Annotated in this window: 19 protein-coding genes and 3 tRNA genes; 9 read left to right on the plus strand and 13 right to left on the minus strand. The window is 71.1% G+C overall.

The window, feature by feature from the left end:
* Positions 1 to 64: 64 nt before the first annotated feature.
* The 3 genes from EDF48_RS14755 to EDF48_RS14765 are packed head-to-tail and all read left to right on the plus strand — an operon-like array spanning position 65 to position 1970.
* Positions 65 to 754, plus strand: coding sequence for a YceI family protein (locus tag EDF48_RS14755; RefSeq protein WP_131880889.1), 690 nt, complete (start codon positions 65 to 67; stop codon positions 752 to 754).
* On the plus strand, positions 751 to 1266 hold the full coding sequence (locus tag EDF48_RS14760) for a sigma-70 family RNA polymerase sigma factor (RefSeq protein WP_123294523.1): 516 nt from the start codon (positions 751 to 753) through the stop codon (positions 1264 to 1266). Before EDF48_RS14755 ends, EDF48_RS14760 begins: the two co-directional genes overlap by 4 nt.
* Positions 1263 to 1970 carry a zf-HC2 domain-containing protein gene (locus EDF48_RS14765; protein ID WP_123937209.1) on the plus strand — a complete coding sequence of 236 codons (708 nt, stop codon included), beginning with the start codon at positions 1263 to 1265 and terminating at the stop codon, positions 1968 to 1970. The genes EDF48_RS14760 and EDF48_RS14765 overlap by 4 nt, the downstream gene beginning before the upstream one ends.
* Before the next feature lie 140 nt (positions 1971 to 2110).
* Here EDF48_RS14765 and EDF48_RS14770 read toward each other — a convergent pair whose 3' ends face one another.
* On the minus strand, positions 2111 to 2587 hold the full coding sequence (locus EDF48_RS14770) for a MarR family winged helix-turn-helix transcriptional regulator (protein WP_111083786.1): 477 nt from the start codon (positions 2585 to 2587) through the stop codon (positions 2111 to 2113).
* A gap of 153 nt (positions 2588 to 2740) precedes the next feature.
* On the opposite strand from EDF48_RS14770, the gene EDF48_RS14775 reads away from it, so the two are divergent.
* Together EDF48_RS14775 and EDF48_RS14780 are read left to right on the plus strand one after the other, a co-directional pair.
* Positions 2741 to 3001 carry a DUF4190 domain-containing protein gene (locus EDF48_RS14775; protein WP_165918699.1) on the plus strand — a complete coding sequence of 87 codons (261 nt, stop codon included), beginning with the start codon at positions 2741 to 2743 and terminating at the stop codon, positions 2999 to 3001.
* Between the two features lie 79 nt (positions 3002 to 3080).
* Entirely contained in the window at positions 3081 to 6653 is a 3573-nt protein-coding gene (locus EDF48_RS14780; RefSeq protein WP_131880894.1) for a bifunctional proline dehydrogenase/L-glutamate gamma-semialdehyde dehydrogenase, read from the plus strand.
* Positions 6654 to 6668: 15 nt separating this feature from the next.
* On the opposite strand, the gene EDF48_RS14785 is transcribed toward EDF48_RS14780, so the two are convergent.
* Genes EDF48_RS14785 through EDF48_RS14800 form a run of 4 tightly spaced genes read right to left on the minus strand, consistent with a single transcriptional unit; the run spans position 6669 to position 8786 of the window.
* Complete coding sequence (locus tag EDF48_RS14785) at positions 6669 to 6866, minus strand: hypothetical protein (protein ID WP_123339214.1); 198 nt, start codon at positions 6864 to 6866, stop codon at positions 6669 to 6671.
* A 10-nt stretch (positions 6867 to 6876) separates the two neighbouring features.
* On the minus strand, positions 6877 to 7419 hold the full coding sequence (locus EDF48_RS14790; RefSeq protein ID WP_123294528.1) for a dihydrofolate reductase family protein: 543 nt from the start codon (positions 7417 to 7419) through the stop codon (positions 6877 to 6879).
* A 33-nt stretch (positions 7420 to 7452) separates the two neighbouring features.
* Entirely contained in the window at positions 7453 to 7794 is a 342-nt protein-coding gene (locus tag EDF48_RS14795; RefSeq protein ID WP_131880896.1) for a hypothetical protein, read from the minus strand.
* On the minus strand, positions 7791 to 8786 hold the full coding sequence (locus tag EDF48_RS14800; protein WP_123937214.1) for an SDR family oxidoreductase: 996 nt from the start codon (positions 8784 to 8786) through the stop codon (positions 7791 to 7793). The genes EDF48_RS14795 and EDF48_RS14800 overlap by 4 nt, the downstream gene beginning before the upstream one ends.
* Before the next feature lie 91 nt (positions 8787 to 8877).
* Here EDF48_RS14800 and EDF48_RS14805 point away from each other — a divergent pair, with 91 nt between their 5' ends.
* Entirely contained in the window at positions 8878 to 9615 is a 738-nt protein-coding gene (locus EDF48_RS14805; protein WP_131880898.1) for a hypothetical protein, read from the plus strand.
* Here EDF48_RS14805 and EDF48_RS14810 read toward each other — a convergent pair.
* From EDF48_RS14810 to EDF48_RS14825, 4 genes are read right to left on the minus strand one after another with little or no spacing between them, the layout of a single operon-like run.
* Positions 9587 to 10360: a DUF2071 domain-containing protein gene (locus tag EDF48_RS14810; protein ID WP_207895503.1), complete on the minus strand. Its 774-nt coding sequence runs from the start codon at positions 10358 to 10360 to the stop codon at positions 9587 to 9589. The two genes, EDF48_RS14805 and EDF48_RS14810, sit on opposite strands and share 29 nt — an antisense overlap.
* A complete protein-coding gene (locus EDF48_RS14815) occupies positions 10357 to 11190 on the minus strand; it encodes a nitroreductase family protein (protein ID WP_131880900.1) in 834 nt (277 codons plus the stop codon). Before EDF48_RS14815 ends, EDF48_RS14810 begins: the two co-directional genes overlap by 4 nt.
* Positions 11191 to 11212: 22 nt before the next feature.
* Entirely contained in the window at positions 11213 to 11587 is a 375-nt protein-coding gene (locus tag EDF48_RS14820) for a hypothetical protein (RefSeq protein WP_131880902.1), read from the minus strand.
* A gap of 10 nt (positions 11588 to 11597) precedes the next feature.
* Positions 11598 to 12035, minus strand: coding sequence for an Lrp/AsnC family transcriptional regulator (locus EDF48_RS14825; RefSeq protein ID WP_111083794.1), 438 nt, complete (start codon positions 12033 to 12035; stop codon positions 11598 to 11600).
* A 246-nt stretch (positions 12036 to 12281) separates the two neighbouring features.
* On the opposite strand from EDF48_RS14825, the gene ddaH reads away from it, so the two are divergent.
* Positions 12282 to 13184 (plus strand): dimethylargininase, encoded by a 903-nt coding sequence (ddaH, locus tag EDF48_RS14830; RefSeq protein WP_123294534.1) that lies wholly within the window; start codon positions 12282 to 12284, stop codon positions 13182 to 13184.
* Positions 13184 to 14413, plus strand: coding sequence for an ornithine--oxo-acid transaminase (gene rocD, locus EDF48_RS14835; protein ID WP_131880904.1), 1230 nt, complete (start codon positions 13184 to 13186; stop codon positions 14411 to 14413). Before ddaH ends, rocD begins: the two co-directional genes overlap by 1 nt.
* A 105-nt stretch (positions 14414 to 14518) precedes the next feature.
* Here rocD and EDF48_RS14840 read toward each other — a convergent pair whose 3' ends face one another.
* On the minus strand, positions 14519 to 15511 hold the full coding sequence (locus EDF48_RS14840; RefSeq protein ID WP_131880907.1) for an NAD-dependent epimerase/dehydratase family protein: 993 nt from the start codon (positions 15509 to 15511) through the stop codon (positions 14519 to 14521).
* A 403-nt stretch (positions 15512 to 15914) separates the two neighbouring features.
* Here EDF48_RS14840 and EDF48_RS14845 point away from each other — a divergent pair, with 403 nt between their 5' ends.
* Entirely contained in the window at positions 15915 to 16925 is a 1011-nt protein-coding gene (locus EDF48_RS14845) for an aldo/keto reductase family protein (protein WP_123294537.1), read from the plus strand.
* A gap of 68 nt (positions 16926 to 16993) precedes the next feature.
* Here EDF48_RS14845 and EDF48_RS14850 read toward each other — a convergent pair.
* From EDF48_RS14850 to EDF48_RS14860, 3 genes are all read right to left on the minus strand, one after another.
* Positions 16994 to 17066 (minus strand) — tRNA-Phe (locus EDF48_RS14850).
* A 1-nt stretch (position 17067) separates the two neighbouring features.
* Positions 17068 to 17144: transfer RNA gene (locus EDF48_RS14855), tRNA-Asp, on the minus strand.
* Between the two features lie 53 nt (positions 17145 to 17197).
* Positions 17198 to 17270 (minus strand) — tRNA-Glu (locus EDF48_RS14860).
* Between the last annotated feature and the right edge of the window lie 210 nt (positions 17271 to 17480).

Consider the following 17480-nt stretch of genomic DNA (forward strand, 5'->3'; position numbering starts at 1 on the left):
GAACGCATCCGGCAGCCGGATCGTTCCGGGTGAACGATCCAGACTGCCACCTCGTTGACCGGGTATGGGACTCCGCACACGCACCAAGGTCATCATCGGCATCTCCACCGGCGTCGTGGTCATCGCGGCCGCCGCCGTCATCGCCGGTCCGTCCATCTACGCGAACACCGTCAACGGACAGGCCGCCGCAGCTCCCTCCCTGGAAGCGACGTCGTCCGCCACCCTCGACGCAGCGGACGCCGACGGCACCTGGACCAGCACGAAGACCTCGTACGCCGGCTACCGGGTGCACGAGGTCCTGCAGGGGAATGATGTGAACGTGGTCGGACGCACGAAGGACGTCGAGGGCACCGCCGAGGTCGACGGCGGCTCCCTCGCGACGGCGACGGTCACGGTCCAGGTCGCGAAGATCTCCACCCCCGAGTCCGCGCGCGACGCCTACTTCCGGGACACCGCGCTGGAGACGGACAAGTTCCCGACGGCGACGTTCACCTTGACGAAGCCCGTCGACGTCTCGAAGGCGCTCGACGGCAGCACGCAGGACGTCACCCTGACCGGCACGATGGACCTGCACGGCGTCACGAAGGCCGTCACCGCCGACGCGCAGGTGGCGGTCGGCACGGGAGGCACCGTCCAGGTCGCCGGCTCGGTGCCGATCACCTTCGCCGACTACGGCGTGAAGGCTCCCTCGCTCGGCTTCGTCACCGTGGACGGGAAGGGCTCCGTCGAGTTCTCCCTCGACCTGCAGAAGTGACCGTGTCGAGCCGTTCCGCCGACGAGCTGCTCGCGACGCTGTACCGCGAGCACGGTGACGCGCTCACCCGGTACGTCCGGCACCTGACGCGGGACGGCTCGGCGGTCGAGGACGTCGTGCAGGAGACCATGGTCCGCGCCTGGCAGCGCCCAGCGGTGCTGGAACGCGCGCCGGACAGCGCCCGCGCCTGGCTGTTCACGGTCGCGCGGAACCTGGTCGTCGACGACGCGCGATCGGCTCGGAACCGCCGGGAGTTCGGCACCGAACACCCCGTCGACCGCGCCGAGTCGGACCGCACCGACGCCGTGCTCGACCGCATCGTCGTGGCCGACGCGCTCGCATCGCTCTCCCCGGACCACCGCCGCGTGGTCGTGGACGCCTACTGGCTCGGCCACACGGTGCCGGAGATCGCACGACGACACGACATCCCCGAGGGCACCGCGAAGTCGCGGCTGCACTACGGGCTGCGAGCCCTGCGGCTCGCACTGCAGGAACGAGGAGTGACCCGATGAGCGACGACCGGTACGCAGAGTGGGACGCGGCGTACGTGCTCGGGTCCCTGAGCCCGGACGAACGGCTCGAGTACGAGCAGCACCTGGAGACCTGCGACCGCTGCACGGCCGCCGTCGCCGAGCTGGTCGGCCTGCCCGGTCTGCTCGCCAAGCTGCCGGCCGACCAGGCGATCGAGATCGCCGAACCGGACGGGAGGCCCGACACCGGTTCCGAGAGCACCCTCGCCTCGGTCGCGCACCGCGTTCGACACCGTCGCCGCCGTCGCCGGGTCTGGGTCGCCGCCACCGCGGGGCTCGCGGTGGTCGCTGCCGTCCTGGGCGGACTCGCGGTCGGCACGGCGGGGGACCGTGGATCGGTGCAGGCCGGACGTGACGTCTCAGCATCGGCGACTGCGGACCGCTACGACATGACCGGCGCCCAGGGACTCGACGTCGACCTGGCCGTCAGCGGCGAACAGTGGGGCACCCGCTTCGACTGGGGCTGCTCCTACGGCGGCAAGGAGTGGGCGGCGGACGGCTCGGTCATGTACGACCTGGTCGTGGTGCGGTCCGACGGCACCGCCCAGATCGTCGGCTCGTGGACGGCCGCGGGCGAGGACGCGAAGGGGCTGTCGGCGTCGACGGACATCCCGCGCGACGACATCGCGAGCGTGCAGGTGCGGCTCCGCGGCGAACAGGGAGCCCTCGCCGTCGTCGACCTCTGACCGCCCGCCCGCCGCGCCGCCCGCCCCGAGCCCCCGAGGTTCCGAAATCTCGGCATCTGGGCGCAGCACAGCGTCGTTCGTGGAACCTCGGCGCTCCCCGTGCGGCGAGTCGTGGAACCTCGGCGGACGTGCGGGGGCAGCTAGCCCGAGACGGCCTCGTCCGACACGTCGGGGCCGATCGCGTCCTGGACGCGCGCGCTGACGGACCGGAGGGTGTCCGCGTCGGTCCCCACGGGCCTCCAGAACAGGTCTTCCAGCGCACCGGTGTGCGCGCGGATGCCGGCGAGCACAGCGCGGCGGCCGTCGGGGGTCATCTCCACCCAGCTGCCGCGGCCGTCGGTCGGGCAGTCGGCGCGTCCGACCAGGCCGCGGGAGACCATCCGTGTGACCTGGTGACTGACCCGCGACTTCTCCCAACCGATGCCGGCGGCGATGTCGCGGACGCGCAGCCGGTGGTCCGGCTCGCGCTGCAGCCCGATCAGGATCTCGAACTCGGGGATGGAGATGCCGGCGCCCGCCTGGACGGCCTGGTCGAGCGCTCGGTCGAGGCGTCGCCAGACGTCGTGGTAGGCGTCCCACGTCGCCCAGTCGTGGCCATCGTTGCCCTGCGTCGACATGCCGACCAGCGTATCCACCGCGGCGGCCGGCCGACCCCGCCGCCGCGTCTTTCATCCGTCCGGATGACCCGAACGGGGCGCTGCGGAGCGATCCGTCCGGCCCGTACGATGACCGGGCCGTGCAGCGCTCGGCGCGACGAGACAGGAACCCGCATGACGAACCCGTACGCACAGCCGCCGATCGCACCGGTCCGCCCGACGAACACCCTGGCGATCATCGCGCTCGTGCTGGGATTCGTGGTGCCGATCGGCGGGGTCGTCGTGGGGCTCATCGCGCTGCCGCAGCTGCGGCGGACGGGCGAGGCCGGGCGCGGTCTCGCGATCACGGGCATCGTCGTCGGCGCGGTGATCTCCGTCTTCACGGTGCTGCCGGTGCTGCTCTTGCTGCCGGAACTGATCCGGGTCTTCGGCTGACGTCATCCCCCAGGACGGTTCCGAGCCGACGTGCGGCGCGCTCCAAGGTGAGGTCGGAGGTGCGGCATACGATCGGAGCATGCCGAGCGCCCGCCTCCAGGACTGCACCGACGACGCCGTTGCGCTGGTCCGCAAGTGGCTGGCGGCGTCCGCCGGGGCGAAGCCGGACGCCGGTGCCGCCCGTCTCGCCGAGGCCCTGCGCGACGAGCGTGGCCTCGACTTCACGCGCAGCTTCGTCGACAAGGTCATCCGCCCCGAAGACCCCCGGGTCGCGGCCCGCAACCTCGAGCAGGTCAGCCGCGACGTCCCTGACTTCCTCGCCTGGTACCTGCGCGGCGCGGTGACGCTCGGCGGCGGGTTCGCGACGATGGCGCCGTGGGCGGTCATCCCCACCGCACGGCGGATCCTGCGTCGGATGACCGGCCACCTGGTGATCGACGCGAGCACGGCGAAGCTCGGTCCGGCGCTCGCCAAGGTCGGTGGGCCGGGCACCCGGCTCAACGTGAACCTGCTCGGCGAAGCCGTGCTCGGCAGCGCCGAGAGCGACCGCCGGCTGCAGGGGACGATGGACCTGCTCGCCCGCGACGACGTCGACTACGTGTCGATCAAGGTCAGCTCGGTCGTGCCGCAGATGTTGATGTGGGCGTTCGACCAGACGGTCGAGCGGATCGTCGACCGGCTCGTGCCGTTGTACCGGCTGGCGGCGGCTCCGCTGGCGTCCGGCGGCCCGGCGAAGTTCATCAACCTGGACATGGAGGAGTACCGCGACCTCGACGTCACCCTCGCGGTGTTCCGGACCTTGCTCGACCGTGACGAGTTCGCGGGGCTGCAGGCCGGCATCGTGCTGCAGGCCTACCTGCCCGATGCCGCGGGGGCGCTCGAGTCCCTGACGACGTGGGCGCAGGAGCGCCGGGCCCGTGGTGGAGCGCCGATCAAGGTGCGGCTCGTCAAGGGCGCGAACCTGGCGATGGAGCACGTCGACGCGATCGTGCACGACTGGCCGCTCGCGACCTGGGGCAGCAAGCGCGAGACCGACTCCGCCTACCTGCGGATGCTCGACGCCGCGCTGACCCCGGAGCGCACCGACGCCGTGCGCATCGGGGTCGCCGGGCACAACCTGTTCGACCTGGCGACCGCGTGGGTCCTCGCCCAGCGCCGCGGGGTGACCGACGCGGTCGACGTCGAGATGCTGCTCGGCGTGGCATCGACGCACGCCGACGCCGTCCGCGCCGACGTCGGACAGATCCTGCTCTACACACCCGTCGTCCAGCCGGACGAGTTCGACTCCGCGATCGCGTACCTCGCCCGCCGCCTGCAGGAGAGCTCGAGCCCCGAGAACTTCATCGCCGCGGCGTCCGACATCGACCACGACGCCAGCGTGTTCGACCGCGAGCACGGCCGGTACCTGGCGTCGGTCGCGGCGCTCGACCAGCCGGTGCACGCGACGCACCGCACCCAGGACCGCCACCGGGCGCTCGGCGAGCCCGTCCTGCGCGACGCGTTCCGGAACGCCCCGGACACCGACCCCGCCGTCCCCGCCAACCGTGCGTGGGCGCTCGACGTCCTGCGCCGGGTACCGCGCTCGCAGCTCGGCGCGCAGACGATCCGCGGGGCCAAGGTGGCCGACCGCTCCAAGCTCGAACGGATCATGGCCCGCACCGCGCAGGCCGGCGTCAACTGGGGGCGGCAGGACCCCTCCGACCGTGCCGAGCTCCTCGACCTGATCGGGCACGAGCTCGAGACCCGCCGCGCCGACCTGATCGAGGTGATGGCGGCGGAGACCGGGAAGACGTTCTCCGAGGCCGACACCGAGGTCACCGAAGCCGTCGACGCCGCCCACTACTACGCCGAGCGCGCCCGCCGCCTCGGCGACATCGAGGGTGCCCGCTACGTCCCGCCACGCCTGACGGTCGTCGTGCCGCCGTGGAACTTCCCCGTCGCGATCCCCGCCGGTGGGGTGCTGGCGGCGCTCGCCGCGGGCAGCGGAGTCGTGCTCAAGCCGGCACCCGAGGCGAAGCGCAGTGGTGCGCTGCTGGCCGACGTACTCTGGGACGCCGGCGTGCCGCACTCGTTGCTGCAGCTCGTCGACCTGGCCGAGGACGAACTCGGCCGTGACCTCGTCGGACACCCCGCAGTCGACCGCATCATCCTGACCGGTTCGGCCGACACCGCGCGATCGTTCCGCTGGTGGCGCGCCGGTCTGCCACTGAGCGCCGAGACGAGCGGCAAGAACGCGATCGTCGTCACGCCGAGCGCCGACATCGACCTCGCGGTGCAGGACATCGTGCAGTCCGCCTTCGGCCACGCCGGCCAGAAGTGCTCGGCGGCGTCCCTGGTCGTCCTGGTCGGCACGGTCGGCGAGAGCGAACGCTTCCGTCGGCAGCTCGTCGACGCCACGCGCACGCTCCGGGTCGCCTGGCCCGACGACCCCACCGCCCAGGTCGGCCCGGTCATCGCCGAGCCCGAGGGCAAGCTGCGGCAAGGGCTCACCGAGCTCGGGCCGGGGGAGTCCTGGCTCGTGCAGCCGACGGCCCTCGACGACTCCGGGCGGCTCTGGTCACCCGGCATCCGTGACGGCGTCCGGCCGGGCAGCGACTTCCACCAGATCGAGTACTTCGGTCCGGTGCTCGGCATCATGCGCGCCGAGACGCTCGAGCAGGCGATCGCGATCCAGAACGGCACGGACTACGGCCTGACGGCGGGGATCCACTCGCTCGACGCCGACGAGGTGGCGGACTGGCTGGCGAGCGTGCGCGCCGGCAACCTGTACGTGAACCGCGGCATCACCGGTGCGGTCGTCGGCCGGCAGCCGTTCGGCGGCTGGAAGCGGTCGTCCGTGGGCACGGGCACGAAGGCGGGCGGACCGATGTACGTCGCGACGCTCGGCCGGTGGGAACCGGTCCCGCGCACGGTGCACAAGAGCATCCAGCTGCACGGTCTCCCGCCGCGCGTGACCTCGGTGATCGAGGCCGCACGCAGCGGCTTGTCGTTCGAGGAGTTCGACCAGGTGCGGGCCGGTGCGCTGAGCGACGTCCGTGCACGCGAGGAGCTGTACGGCGGGTCGCACGACCTGTCGGGGCTCGTGGTGCAGCGGAACGTGCTGCGCCACCGACCGCAGTCCGTCATCGTGCGGCAGGCCGAGGACGCCTCGGCGGGTGACCTGGTCCGCGCGCTCGTCGCCGCCACGGCTGCACGCGCCCACGTCCTGCTCAGCACCGCCCGCCCGTTGCCCGGTCCACTCAGCCAGCTGCTGGCCTCGAGTCGGTCGCCGCTGGACGTCGTCGACCACCTGGTCGAGTCCGACCAGGACTTCCACGCCCGCGCGTCGTCCGGCGCCGTGTTCCAGGCGAACTGGACGAGTGGTGAGGACGACGAACCCGTCGACGCACTCGGGGACATGCTCGCGCAGGGGCAGGACCGACCCGTGCACACGGCGTTCGGCGGCCCCGGGGCACGGATCCGGCTCATCGGTGGCGATGCCCTGGCGCTCGAGGAAGCCCTCGGGGCGAGCATCGACGTCGCGATCCACGACGCGCCGGTGGTCGAGGCCGGGTTGATCGAGATGCTCCCGTTCATCCGTGAACAGTCGGTCTCGATCACCGCGCACCGGTTCGGGGACGTCGACGCGGACTTCGCTGACCTGCGCGTCTGACGTCCCCGGCTCGGGTCAGTCCTCGGTGTCGCCCGCCTCTTCGTCCTCGACGCCGGTCTCGTCCATCCGGTCACGTAGGTGGTCGGCCATCGCTCCGGCGCCCTCGCCGTGGTGGTCGTGGTCGACCTGTTCGATCAGGCCGTGCAGCTTCTCGTGGTTCGTGGCCTCGTTGGCGCCGTCCATGACGGGCTCGGTCTGCTCGTTGTCGCTCATGGCTCGGACGCTACGCCGGGGTTGCTGCGGACCGGTAGTGCAGCTCGACGGCACCGCCGGTGAACGGCGTCGTCCCGACCAGCTCGAACACCGGGGTCGGTGCCGCGACCGGCAGCAGCGGCGCACCGGCACCGAGCGCCACCGGCATCACGGTGACGCGGAGCTCGTCGAGCAGCCCTGCCTGCTGGTACTGCGCCGCGAGCAGTCCGCCGCCGACGACCCAGACGTCGCGCTCGCCGGCGGCCCGTTCGAGGTCGGCCTGGTGGTCCGCGACCTCGCCCGACACGAAGTGCACGTCGGCGCCGTCCGGCACCGGCAGGTCACGCGTGGTGAACACCCACGTCGCCAGGTCCGGGTACGCCCACGTGTCGTCGTGCTCGAGCAGCCACTCGTACGTGGTCGAGCCCATGACGATCGCGCCGATGCCCGCGAAGAACCGGTCGTGGTGCTCCTGGAACGGCTCGAAGCCGAACTGCAGCAGCCAGTCGAGGTCGTCGTCCGGTGCGGCGACGAAGCCGTCCAGCGAGGACGCGACGGAGTAGGTGGTACCCATGCCCCGGACGCTACCGAGCACCCCCGACAGCCGTCAGCGCCGGCTGCCCCGACCGACGACGGCGACCTCGGCGACGGTGAGCACCGTGGCGATCCACACCTGCTGCAGGGCGAACCCGCGGCGTCGTGGGTCGAGGGCGAGCGGCATCATCGTCACGCCGTGCACCGCGTCGACGGCTGCGCTCAGCGTGTGTGCGTTCCCGGTGCCCGTGCGTGCGACGAGGGCGGCCTGCACGAGCTGCCGGACGCCGAGCACGCCGTGCAGCACGGCCTGGTCGCGACCACGAGCCGCTCGGCCCAGGTGCCACAGGCCGAGTCCGGCCCGGCACAGCTCGACGACGGCTGCACCCCGCACCGACGATCCGTGGCGGCTCATCGTCGTCGTCCGGCCACGAGTGCGACGGCCCCGGCCGCGCCGAGTGCCGCCCCGATGATGCCGTTGCCGATCCGTCGGTGTTCCACCCACCAGGTCTGCGGCGACCAGGCGTGTGCGGACTCGTCGAACACACCGTGCGCGCCGTGGTCGCCCGGCACCGGCTCGTACAGGTTTTCCTGCAGCTCCTGCCCGTCCTTGTCGGGCGCCTGCTGCCCGGAGACGAGCGTCTTGGCGGCGTACCAGTCGGCGAAACGCCCGCTGATCCGGTTGCCGAGGATCGTGTAGACGGTCGACTCGCCGACCCAGGTGCGACGGCGCGGCCGCTCGGCCACGGCAGCGATCGCGCGGGCGCCGACCTCGGGCTGGAAGATCGGGGCGACCGGCTGCGGGTGGTGCGGCAGCTTCGACTTCACCCACCCGAACTGGATCGTGTTCAGGGCGGGCATGTCGACCCGCGACACCTTCACCTTGCTGCCCTGTTCGAGCAGCTCGGAGACGACGGACTCGGTGAACCCGACGATCGCGTGCTTCGCGCCGCAGTACGCGGCCTGCAGCGGGATGCCCCGGAAGCCGAGTGCTGAACCGACCTGGACGACGTGCCCCTGGCCGCGGGGCACCATCCGGGAGAGTGCGGCACGGGTCCCGTTGACGAAGCCGAGGTAGGTGACGTGCAGCGCTCGCTCGAAGTCCTCGGGCGCGGTGTCCAGGAACTTTCCGAACACCCCGACCATCACGCCGTTCACCCACAGGTCGATCGGCCCGAGTTCCTGCTCGACGCGGTCGGCCGCGGCCTCGACGGCCTCGCGGTCGGACACGTCGGCGACCAGGGCCAGCCCGCGACGCCCCGCGGCCTCGACCTCGGCGACCGCGGCGTCGACGCCGTCCCGTCCACGGGCGAGGACGGCGACGTCCCACCCCCGCGCGGCGAGCTCCCGGACGGTCGCACGCCCCAGTCCTGCGGATCCACCGGTCACCACTGCCACTCGAGTCATGGCTCACTTGTACCTGCGGCCGACCATGCACCACTCAGCCGGTGTCCCCCGACGGCCCGTGCCTGCGGACGGTGGCGAGCATGATGGTCGCGTGGACACGCGAGACGACCCGGTGGAACCCGCGCCGGACGCGGAGCCGCAGCCGCGCTGGATCCGCCGGGCGCCGATCCTCCCCGAGCAGTGGTGGGGTCCTCCGATGGCCCAGGCAGTCGGGGCGCTGGCGGTCGTGGCGATCGGCATCTGGCTGCAGCGTCCCGCCCTGCCCGTCGCGGTCCTCGTCGGTGTCGTCGGGCTGGTCGGCGCGGTCGTGCTCGCGTTCGCCGGACGACGGGCGTACTGGTACCCGAGTTGCACGACGGCTTGGCGCTTGCACCGCACGCGTGTCGTCGTCTGGAGCGCCGCCGGAGTCGCGTTGGCGGTGTTCGCCCTCGCGGTGGGCGCGCAGACGCTCCTGATCGGCTACCTGGCTGCCGCGACGGGCCCGTACACGGTGCGGCGGGACGAGCCGACGCGGTTCGAGCTGTGGGGGCGTTCGGCGGCGTCGGCTGCCGTCGCGGTCGTGTCGGCTGTGTACGCGGTCGTGGCGTTGACGGTCCCGAGCGTCGACGAAGCGCACTCATCGCGGTGGATCGGGTGGAGCATCGTCATCGTCCCGGTCGCTGTCGTCACTGCGGTCCTGCAGTGGCGAGCCGCCTCTGGGACGGCCGACCCCGACCAGAACGGAGCGGCGGCGGACGCCGGCGAACCGGAACCGGGACCAGAACAGCGACCGGGACCGGAGCCGCCGGCCGACGACCCGCTCAGCGCCCCCGACCGAACCGCGTCGTGACCCCCGCCGAGTAGAGCACCGAGTCCGGCTCGAGCTCCGTCAACCCGAACGGCAGCCCCGCAGCGCCGACCAGGTCGTCCCGCAACGACACCACCGAGGCCCGGTGCAACGGCCACGCGTCGTGCTCGTTCGGCCAGAACCGGGTCCGCCCGGCCCGGTGCACGTGCATGCCCCACCGCGCGGTCAGGAACGTCTCGAGCAGCCCTGGCTCGTCCAGTACCTCGCCCACGCGGACGTCGAGCATCGACCGCAGGTGCGTCCCGTGCCGCCGCATCGCGTACCCGACGCGGCCGTCGCCGCTCCGCGACTCGGCGTCCGCCCACCAGTAGGGCAGTCCGGTGGCCACGCGTGCGCCGAGGGTCGGCAGCAGCTTGCCGGCGTCGAGCGACAGGAACACGACACCGTGCTGGCCCTGCTCGTCGACCGTGTAGACGCGGACGTTCACCTCGACGAAGTCGCCGATCGAGCCGGTCCGCCCCAGCGCCCCGAGGGGCGGGAACCGGGTGTCCTCGAACCGGAACCCGATGAGGCCCACCCAGGTGGTCACCCCGTCGTCCGTCCCGTCGAGCGCCATCGTGTCGGGTCGCGTTCCGGCTGGCAGCAGCGGGGCCACCGCCGACACGTCGACGCGCCAGTGCACGAAGACGACGTCGAGCCAGTCCTGCGAGATCCAGGGGCGGCCCGGCAGGCCGGGGGCGGTTCCCGGGAGGCCCGGGGCACTCTGGGTGGGTCGGGTGTCGGTCACGATGTGGTCGCCTCCGGTTCGATGTGGCCCGCGACGGGCGCGTCGTCCCACCCCTGCTGCGGGGTGTCGCAGGTGCCGCGGAACACGTACTGCGATGGCCGCTTCCGCTCGCTCGACGTCCAGTCGATCGCGGGGCGGCGCCGTTCGGGCGGTAGGTACCCGATCCGGTAGACGGCCATGAGCTCGAGCGACTCGGGCACCCGGAGCAGCCCCTCGATCTCCGCCCAGGCGCCTGGCGTCTCCATCGGGAAGGACACGAACTGGATCCCCAGCCCGAGCTCGGTCGTCGCGAGCCAGATGTTCTCCATCGCCGCGCCCATGCTGAACACCGAGTAGAAGCCGGACAGCTCCTGCTCCCGGTACTCGTGGCGGTCGAGCATCACGCCGAGCAGCAGCGGCGACCCGGCGACGAGCTTCCGGTTCTCCTCACCCAGGCTCTGCGGCACGCGGAGGGTGTTCATGAGCAGCTGCCCGCGCTTCGTGAACACCTGCTTCGTGAACGGCCGGAGCGGCCCGGGCAGCTTGTCGAACAGCATGCCGTCGCGCCGCTCGTCCATCTCGGCCTTCGAGAACCGGAAGTACGGCTTGTACCGCTCGAAGAACGTCCCCTCGGCCATGGTGCGGGTCATCGAGCTGCCGCTGATCGCGGCGACCCGGTCGATCGTGTCGCGCTCCTCGACCAGCACGAACCGCCACGGTTGGCTGTTCAGCTGGGACGGGGCCCGGCCGGCGAGCTCCATGAGCAGCCGTTGGTGCTCCTCGGACACCGGTTCGGGCAGGAACGCCCCGTTCGTGGTCCGGCGGCGTCGGATGGCCTCGAAGAGCTCCACTGCTTCCCCTCGTGTCTCGTCGTCACGGTCGACGCCGCACCAACAGCGCCCCCAGGTAGGACGGCGCAGCGGCCACCGCGATCTTCCAGTGTGCTCCGGAGCGCGGGTTCGTGCGGGGCGCGAGCGCGAGCGGGACGACTGCGGGCAGCAGGAACAGCGCCGAACGGTCCCGGGTCCACAAGGGCGTCGTCGCGGCGGCCCCGGTGAGCGTCGCCGTCACGACGAACAGGCCGTGGTGCACGACGCGGAGCTTCCTCGTCCGGATCAATCGGACGGCGACGGCCGTGCCCCAGAGGCAGTTCGCGACGTAGGCGAGGCCCGCAGCGGTGACCAGCCGACGGGCGGGACGCGATCCCGTGGGCGGTGATCCGCGCCTCCCGGTCGTGTTCCGTGCCATCTGCCGGACGTTACGCGGTGTCGCGACTGACCAGCTTGGAGAGCACGATCGCGGACCGCGTGTGGTCCACCTGCGGTGCGAGGCGGACCTTGTCGAGCGCCTCCTCGAGCGCGGACAGGTCCTTCGAGCGCATGTGCACGACGGCGTCGGCGCTCCCCGTGACCGTGCCGGCGTCGATGACCTCGGGCACGGTGTCGAGCAGCGCACGGAGCTCGTCGGGGGAGACGGTGCCGCGGCAGTACAGCTCGACCCAGGCCTCGGTGCCGCGGTCCTCGACGGCGGGGTCGACCTTGATCGTGAAGCCCTGGATGACACCATCGCCGACGAGTCGGTCGACGCGGCGCTTGACGGCCGATGCCGAGAGTCCGACCACCGACCCGATGTCGCCGTAGCCGGCGCGGGCGTTGTCCCGGAGTTGATCCAGGATGCGGTGGTCGAGCGAATCCATTGCACCCATCGTACGCGGACTTCTTGCGAGGTCGGCGGTTCGGACGCACGAAACGTGCGTCACCCGAACGGGTGCCACGGCGCTTCGCTCCCGGTACTGCACTTGCCGGACGGTCTGTGTCAGGATCGACGTGGCGTCGACCTGGTCCGCTACGGCGAGTGAGCCTGCATCTCGCCGGAGCACCTCTCCTTCGTTCCGTTTCGGTTCCTGGCAGGCTCGGGCCCCGGTCCCTTCTCAGGAGGACTGATGTCGAACACCGCACCCTCGACCACCGATGCACCGGCCCGTACCGCCACCAAGCGGACGATCCTGATGTGCAAGCCGGACTTCTACACGGTGAGCTACCGGATCAACCCGTGGATGCACCCGGAGGAGCCGACCGACACGTCGAAGGCCGTCGCCCAGTGGCAGACGCTCGTCGACGTGTACGAGCAGCTCGGCTTCGACATCTCGTACATCGACCCCATCGACGGCCTGCCGGACATGGTCTACGCGGCCAACGGCGGGTTCGTCCTCGACGGCATCGCCTACGGCGCGAAGTTCCAGTACCCCGAGCGCCAGCCCGAGGGCCCGGCGTACATGGACTGGTTCCGTCAGGCCGGCCTGACCGTCGCCGAGCCCGAGCAGACCAACGAGGGCGAGGGCGACTTCCTGCTCATCGGCAACACGATCTTCGCCGGCACCGGCTTCCGGTCGGACAGCACCTCGCACGACGAGCTCGCGACGATCTACGGCCGTGAGGTCGTCACCCTGAAGCTCATCAACCCGAGCTTCTACCACCTCGACACCGCCATCGCGGTGCTCGACCCGGAGCCCGACGCTTCCGGCCGGTCGAACATCGCGTACCTGGAGAGCGCCTTCGACGAACCGTCGCTGGCGATCCTGCGCGAGCGGTTCCCGGACGCGATCATCGCGACGGAGGAGGACGCTGCGATCCTCGGCCTGAACTCGTACTCCGACGGGTACAACGTCGTGATCGCCGCCCGGGCTGTTCGGTTCGCGGAGCAGCTGCGCGAGAAGGGCTACAACCCGATCGGCGTTGACCTGTCCGAGCTGCTGCTCGGCGGTGGCGGCGTGAAGTGCTGCACGCTCGACCTGCACCCGGTCGGCACCGGCAACTCGGTCGCCCGTTCGCTCGGGGTCAGCTGATGTCGGCGGCAGCGTCGCTCGGGGTCAACACCGCGGCGGCGCTCGCCGTCGAGGACCGCGCCCTCGCGCACAACTACAGCCCCCTGCCCGTCGTCATCGCGTCGGGTGCCGGAGCGACCGTCACCGACGTCGACGGCAAGCAGTACCTGGACGGCCTCGCCGCGTACTCCGCGGTGAACTTCGGCCACGGCAACCCGCGGCTGCTCGACGCTGCTCGGGCGCAGCTGGACCGGGTGACGCTCACGAGTCGCGCGTTCGTGAACGACCAGCTCGGGCCGTTCGCCACGGCGCTGGCGGCGTTGACGGAGACCGAGATGGTCCTGCCGATGAACACCGGTGCCGAGGCCGTCGAGTCCGCGATCAAGGTGTCCCGCGCCTGGGGCTACCGCGTCAAGGGGGTCCCCGCGGACCGCGCGACGATCATCGTGGCGTCCGGGAACTTCCACGGCCGCACCACCACGATCATCTCGTTCTCGGACGACCCCTCGGCCCGCGATGACTTCGGTCCGTACACCCCGGGGTTCCGCACGGTGCCGTACGGCGACGCCGCTGCCCTGCGCGCGGCGATGGACGAGACCGTCGTCGCCGTGCTGCTCGAACCCATCCAGGGCGAGGGCGGCGTGGTCATCCCGCCGGCGTCGTACCTCCCGGAAGTCCGGGCGGTCTGCGACGAGTTCGGTGCGCTGTTCGTCGCCGACGAGATCCAGTCCGGCCTCGGCCGCACGGGGCACACGCTCGCGGTGCAGCGCGTCGGGGTCCGCCCCGACCTCATCACGCTCGGCAAGGCGCTCGGCGGTGGCATCGTGCCGGTGTCCGCGGTCGTCGGCTCGCGCGCTGTCCTCGGTGTGCTGCGTCCCGGTGAGCACGGTTCGACCTTCGGTGGCAACCCGCTCGCTGCGGCCGTCGGCGCCGAGGTCGTGGCGATGCTCGGCGAGGGCACGTTCCAGCAGCGCGCCCTCGACGGCGAACCGTTGCTGCGCGGGCTGCTCGACGACCTGCTCGGCAAGGGGGTCGTGTCGCACCGCGTCGCCGGACTCTGGGCGGGGATCGACATCGACCCCGCGCTCGGTACCGGCAAGGAGATCTCGAAGGACCTGGCCGACCGCGGGCTGCTCGTGAAGGACACCCACGGTTCGACGATCCGCTTCGCCCCGCCGCTCGTCGTCACCGACGACGAGCTGCGCACGGCGATCGGCACGCTCGCGTCGGTCCTGGCCGCGCGCGCCTGAGCCGCGCGCTCGGCGCCGCGCGCTCGGCGCCGCGCGCTCGCTTCGTGAGCAGAAATGGTCGGGTCGCCACACGGCACCCGACCATTTCTGCTCACCAAGTGCGGCTCACACCGCCCAGCGCGCCGCCAACTCGTCCATGAGCGCATCGAGCCGCTCGTCGACGACCTGCGCGTCGGGGTTGGCCTCGAACCAGGCGATGACCTCGCGCACACCCTGCCGGTAGGGCGTCCGCGGCCGGTACCACGGCACGAGCGACCGGACCTTGCTGTTGTCGAACACCGAGCTGTTCGCCTTGTCGCCGAGCAGCGCCGCACCCCACTCCGGGTCCACGGCGTTGATGGCGTCCGCCGGCACGTGCACGACCTGCAGGTCGGACACCCCCGCCGCCGCCGCGATCTCGTGCGCGATGGCGTTCCACGTCGGCGCCTCGTCGCTCGTGATCGTGAAGGCCTCACCGATCGCCGACGCGTTGTCGAGCAGCCCGGTGAACCCGACCGCGAAGTCACGGCTGTGCGTCAAGGTCCACAACGACGTGCCGTCACCGGTGATGATGATCGGCTTGCCGGCGCGCATCCGCGCCACCGCAGTCCAGCCACCGGTGAGCGGCAGCTTCGTCTCGTCGTAGGTGTGCGACGGCCGCACGATCGTCACCGGGAAGTCCTGCTCCCGGTACGCCTCCATCAGCAGTTCCTCGCACGCGATCTTGTCGCGCGAGTACTGCCAGTACGGGTTCTTCAGCGGCGTCGACTCCGTGATCGGCAGGTGCGTCGCCGGCGTCTGGTAGGCCGACGCCGAGCTGATGAAGACGTACTGCCGCGTCCGTCCCGCGAAGAAGTCGATGTCGGCCTGCACCTGGTCTGCCGTGAAGGCGACCCAGTTCACGACCACGTCGAAGTGGCGATCGCCGAGTGCGTCCGCCAGGGTGCTGCGGTCCGACACATCGGCCTGGAGGCGCGTCACACCCTCCGGGATCGGCCTGCCCCCGGTGGTCCCCCGGTTCAGGACCGTGACGTCGTGGCCCTGTTCGGTCGCCTCCCGCACACAGGAGGCGCTGATCACGCCGCTCCCGCCGATGAACAACACGCTCGCTCCGGTCATGGATGCTCCCTCGCTCTCCGCGGCGCAGCCCTGCGCCGAACCCCTCCGATCCTGCACCTCAGGCGCTGGGTCGGGCGTCGAGCACGGCCGCCGTCTCCTGGTGACGGCAAGGCGTTCGACGGTGCGGAGGACGAACTCGCCGACGCGAAACGCTTGGAAGAGGAGTCGGAGGGTGCCGTCGAGATCGTCGGGCAATTGAAACGGTGTCATGACCTTGCCTATGCACCGCGCTCGGCGTTGTGGGAACGTAGTGCTGTAGACCCCGGAACGATCACTGGCCAAGGCCACATCGCCGGGGTTTCGTCCTGTCGTCAGGGGCTGCCGCTGTGTCCCGGCATCGACCCGCGGACTACCGTCACGGGTCGAGCCGCACCGACGCGGCCACGACAGGAGTGACACGCACATGGAGTACCGCTACCTCGGCAACTCGGGCCTCAAGGTCTCCGAGATCACCTACGGCAACTGGCTCACCCACGCATCCCAGGTCGAGAACGACGCGGCCATCGCCTGCGTCAAGGCCGCCCTCGAGGTGGGCATCTCGACGTTCGACACCGCCGACGTCTACGCCAACACCGGCGCGGAGACCGTCCTCGGCGAAGCCCTCAAGGGGGAGCGTCGCCAGTCGCTCGAGATCGCCACGAAGGTGTTCGGGCCGACCGGGCCGAAGGGGCACAACGACACCGGGCTGTCTCGCAAGCACATCCTCGAGTCGATCGACGGCTCGCTCGGCCGCCTGCAGACCGACTACGTCGACCTCTACCAGGCACACCGCTTCGACCACGAGACCCCGCTCGAGGAGACGATGCAGGCCTTCGCCGACATCGTGCGCCAGGGCAAGGTCCTGTACGTCGGCGTGAGCGAGTGGACCGCGGAGCAGCTCCGTGCCGGCGCCGCGCTGGCCAAGGACCTCGGGTTCCAGCTCATCTCGAACCAGCCGCAGTACTCGGCGCTGTGGCGGGTCATCGAAGAAGAGGTCGTGCCGACCTCGAAGGAGCTCGGCATCTCGCAGATCGTCTGGTCCCCGATCGCCCAGGGCGTCCTGACCGGCAAGTACAAGCCGGGTCAGCCGCTGCCCGAGGGCTCACGCGCCACCGACGACAAGGGCGGCGCGGACATGATCAAGCGGTTCATGCGCGACGAGGTGCTGTCCTCGGTGCAGGAGCTCGAGCCGATCGCGAAGGAGCTCGACCTGTCGATGGCACAGCTCGCCGTCGCCTGGGTACTGCAGAACGAGAACGTCGCGAGCGCCATCATCGGGGCGTCGCGTCCGGAGCAGGTGCACGACAACGCCGGCGCTGCCGGTGTCACGATCCCGGCGGAGCTGCTCACCCGGATCGACGACGCCCTCGGTGCCGTGGTCGAGCGTGACCCGGCGAAGACGAACGACAGCAGCCCGAAGACCCGCGAGGCCTAGCGCCGACCCGGGCCAGACGGCTCAGACAACGGAAAAGGCCCCCTGCCGAAGCAGGGGGCCTTCACCGGTGGCTGGACACGGCATCGATCCGTGGACCTTTCGATTTTCAGTCGAACGCTCTACCAACTGAGCTATCCAGCCGTGGCGACCCTGACGGGACTTGAACCCGCGACCTCCGCCGTGACAGGGCGGCACGCTAACCAGCTGCGCTACAGGGCCATGTTGAATTGCTGTGGTGTTGCTCAGTACTACTTGCTCGCTCACTCGGAGAGTGACCCCAACGGGATTCGAACCCGTGCTGCCGCCGTGAAAGGGCGGTGTCCTAGGCCACTAAACGATAGGGCCGCAAGTGGTGCTTCGCGCTACCGATGGACAAGCATACGGATGCCCCCGGGGGTTCGCAAATCGGGCCGCGTTCCCGCGGAATCCCCGGCGTGTCGCGCCCGCCCGGCACCGGGTGTCGAGGTTGCGGTGCGAGCATCGTCACCGGCTCCACGCCCCTCGACCGAGGGGCTGTGGGGCTGCGACACCTGTTGTTACTGTTGCGTCTGTTAA

This window comes from Curtobacterium sp. PhB191 (assembly GCF_004346515.1).
GTDB lineage: Bacteria > Actinomycetota > Actinomycetes > Actinomycetales > Microbacteriaceae > Curtobacterium.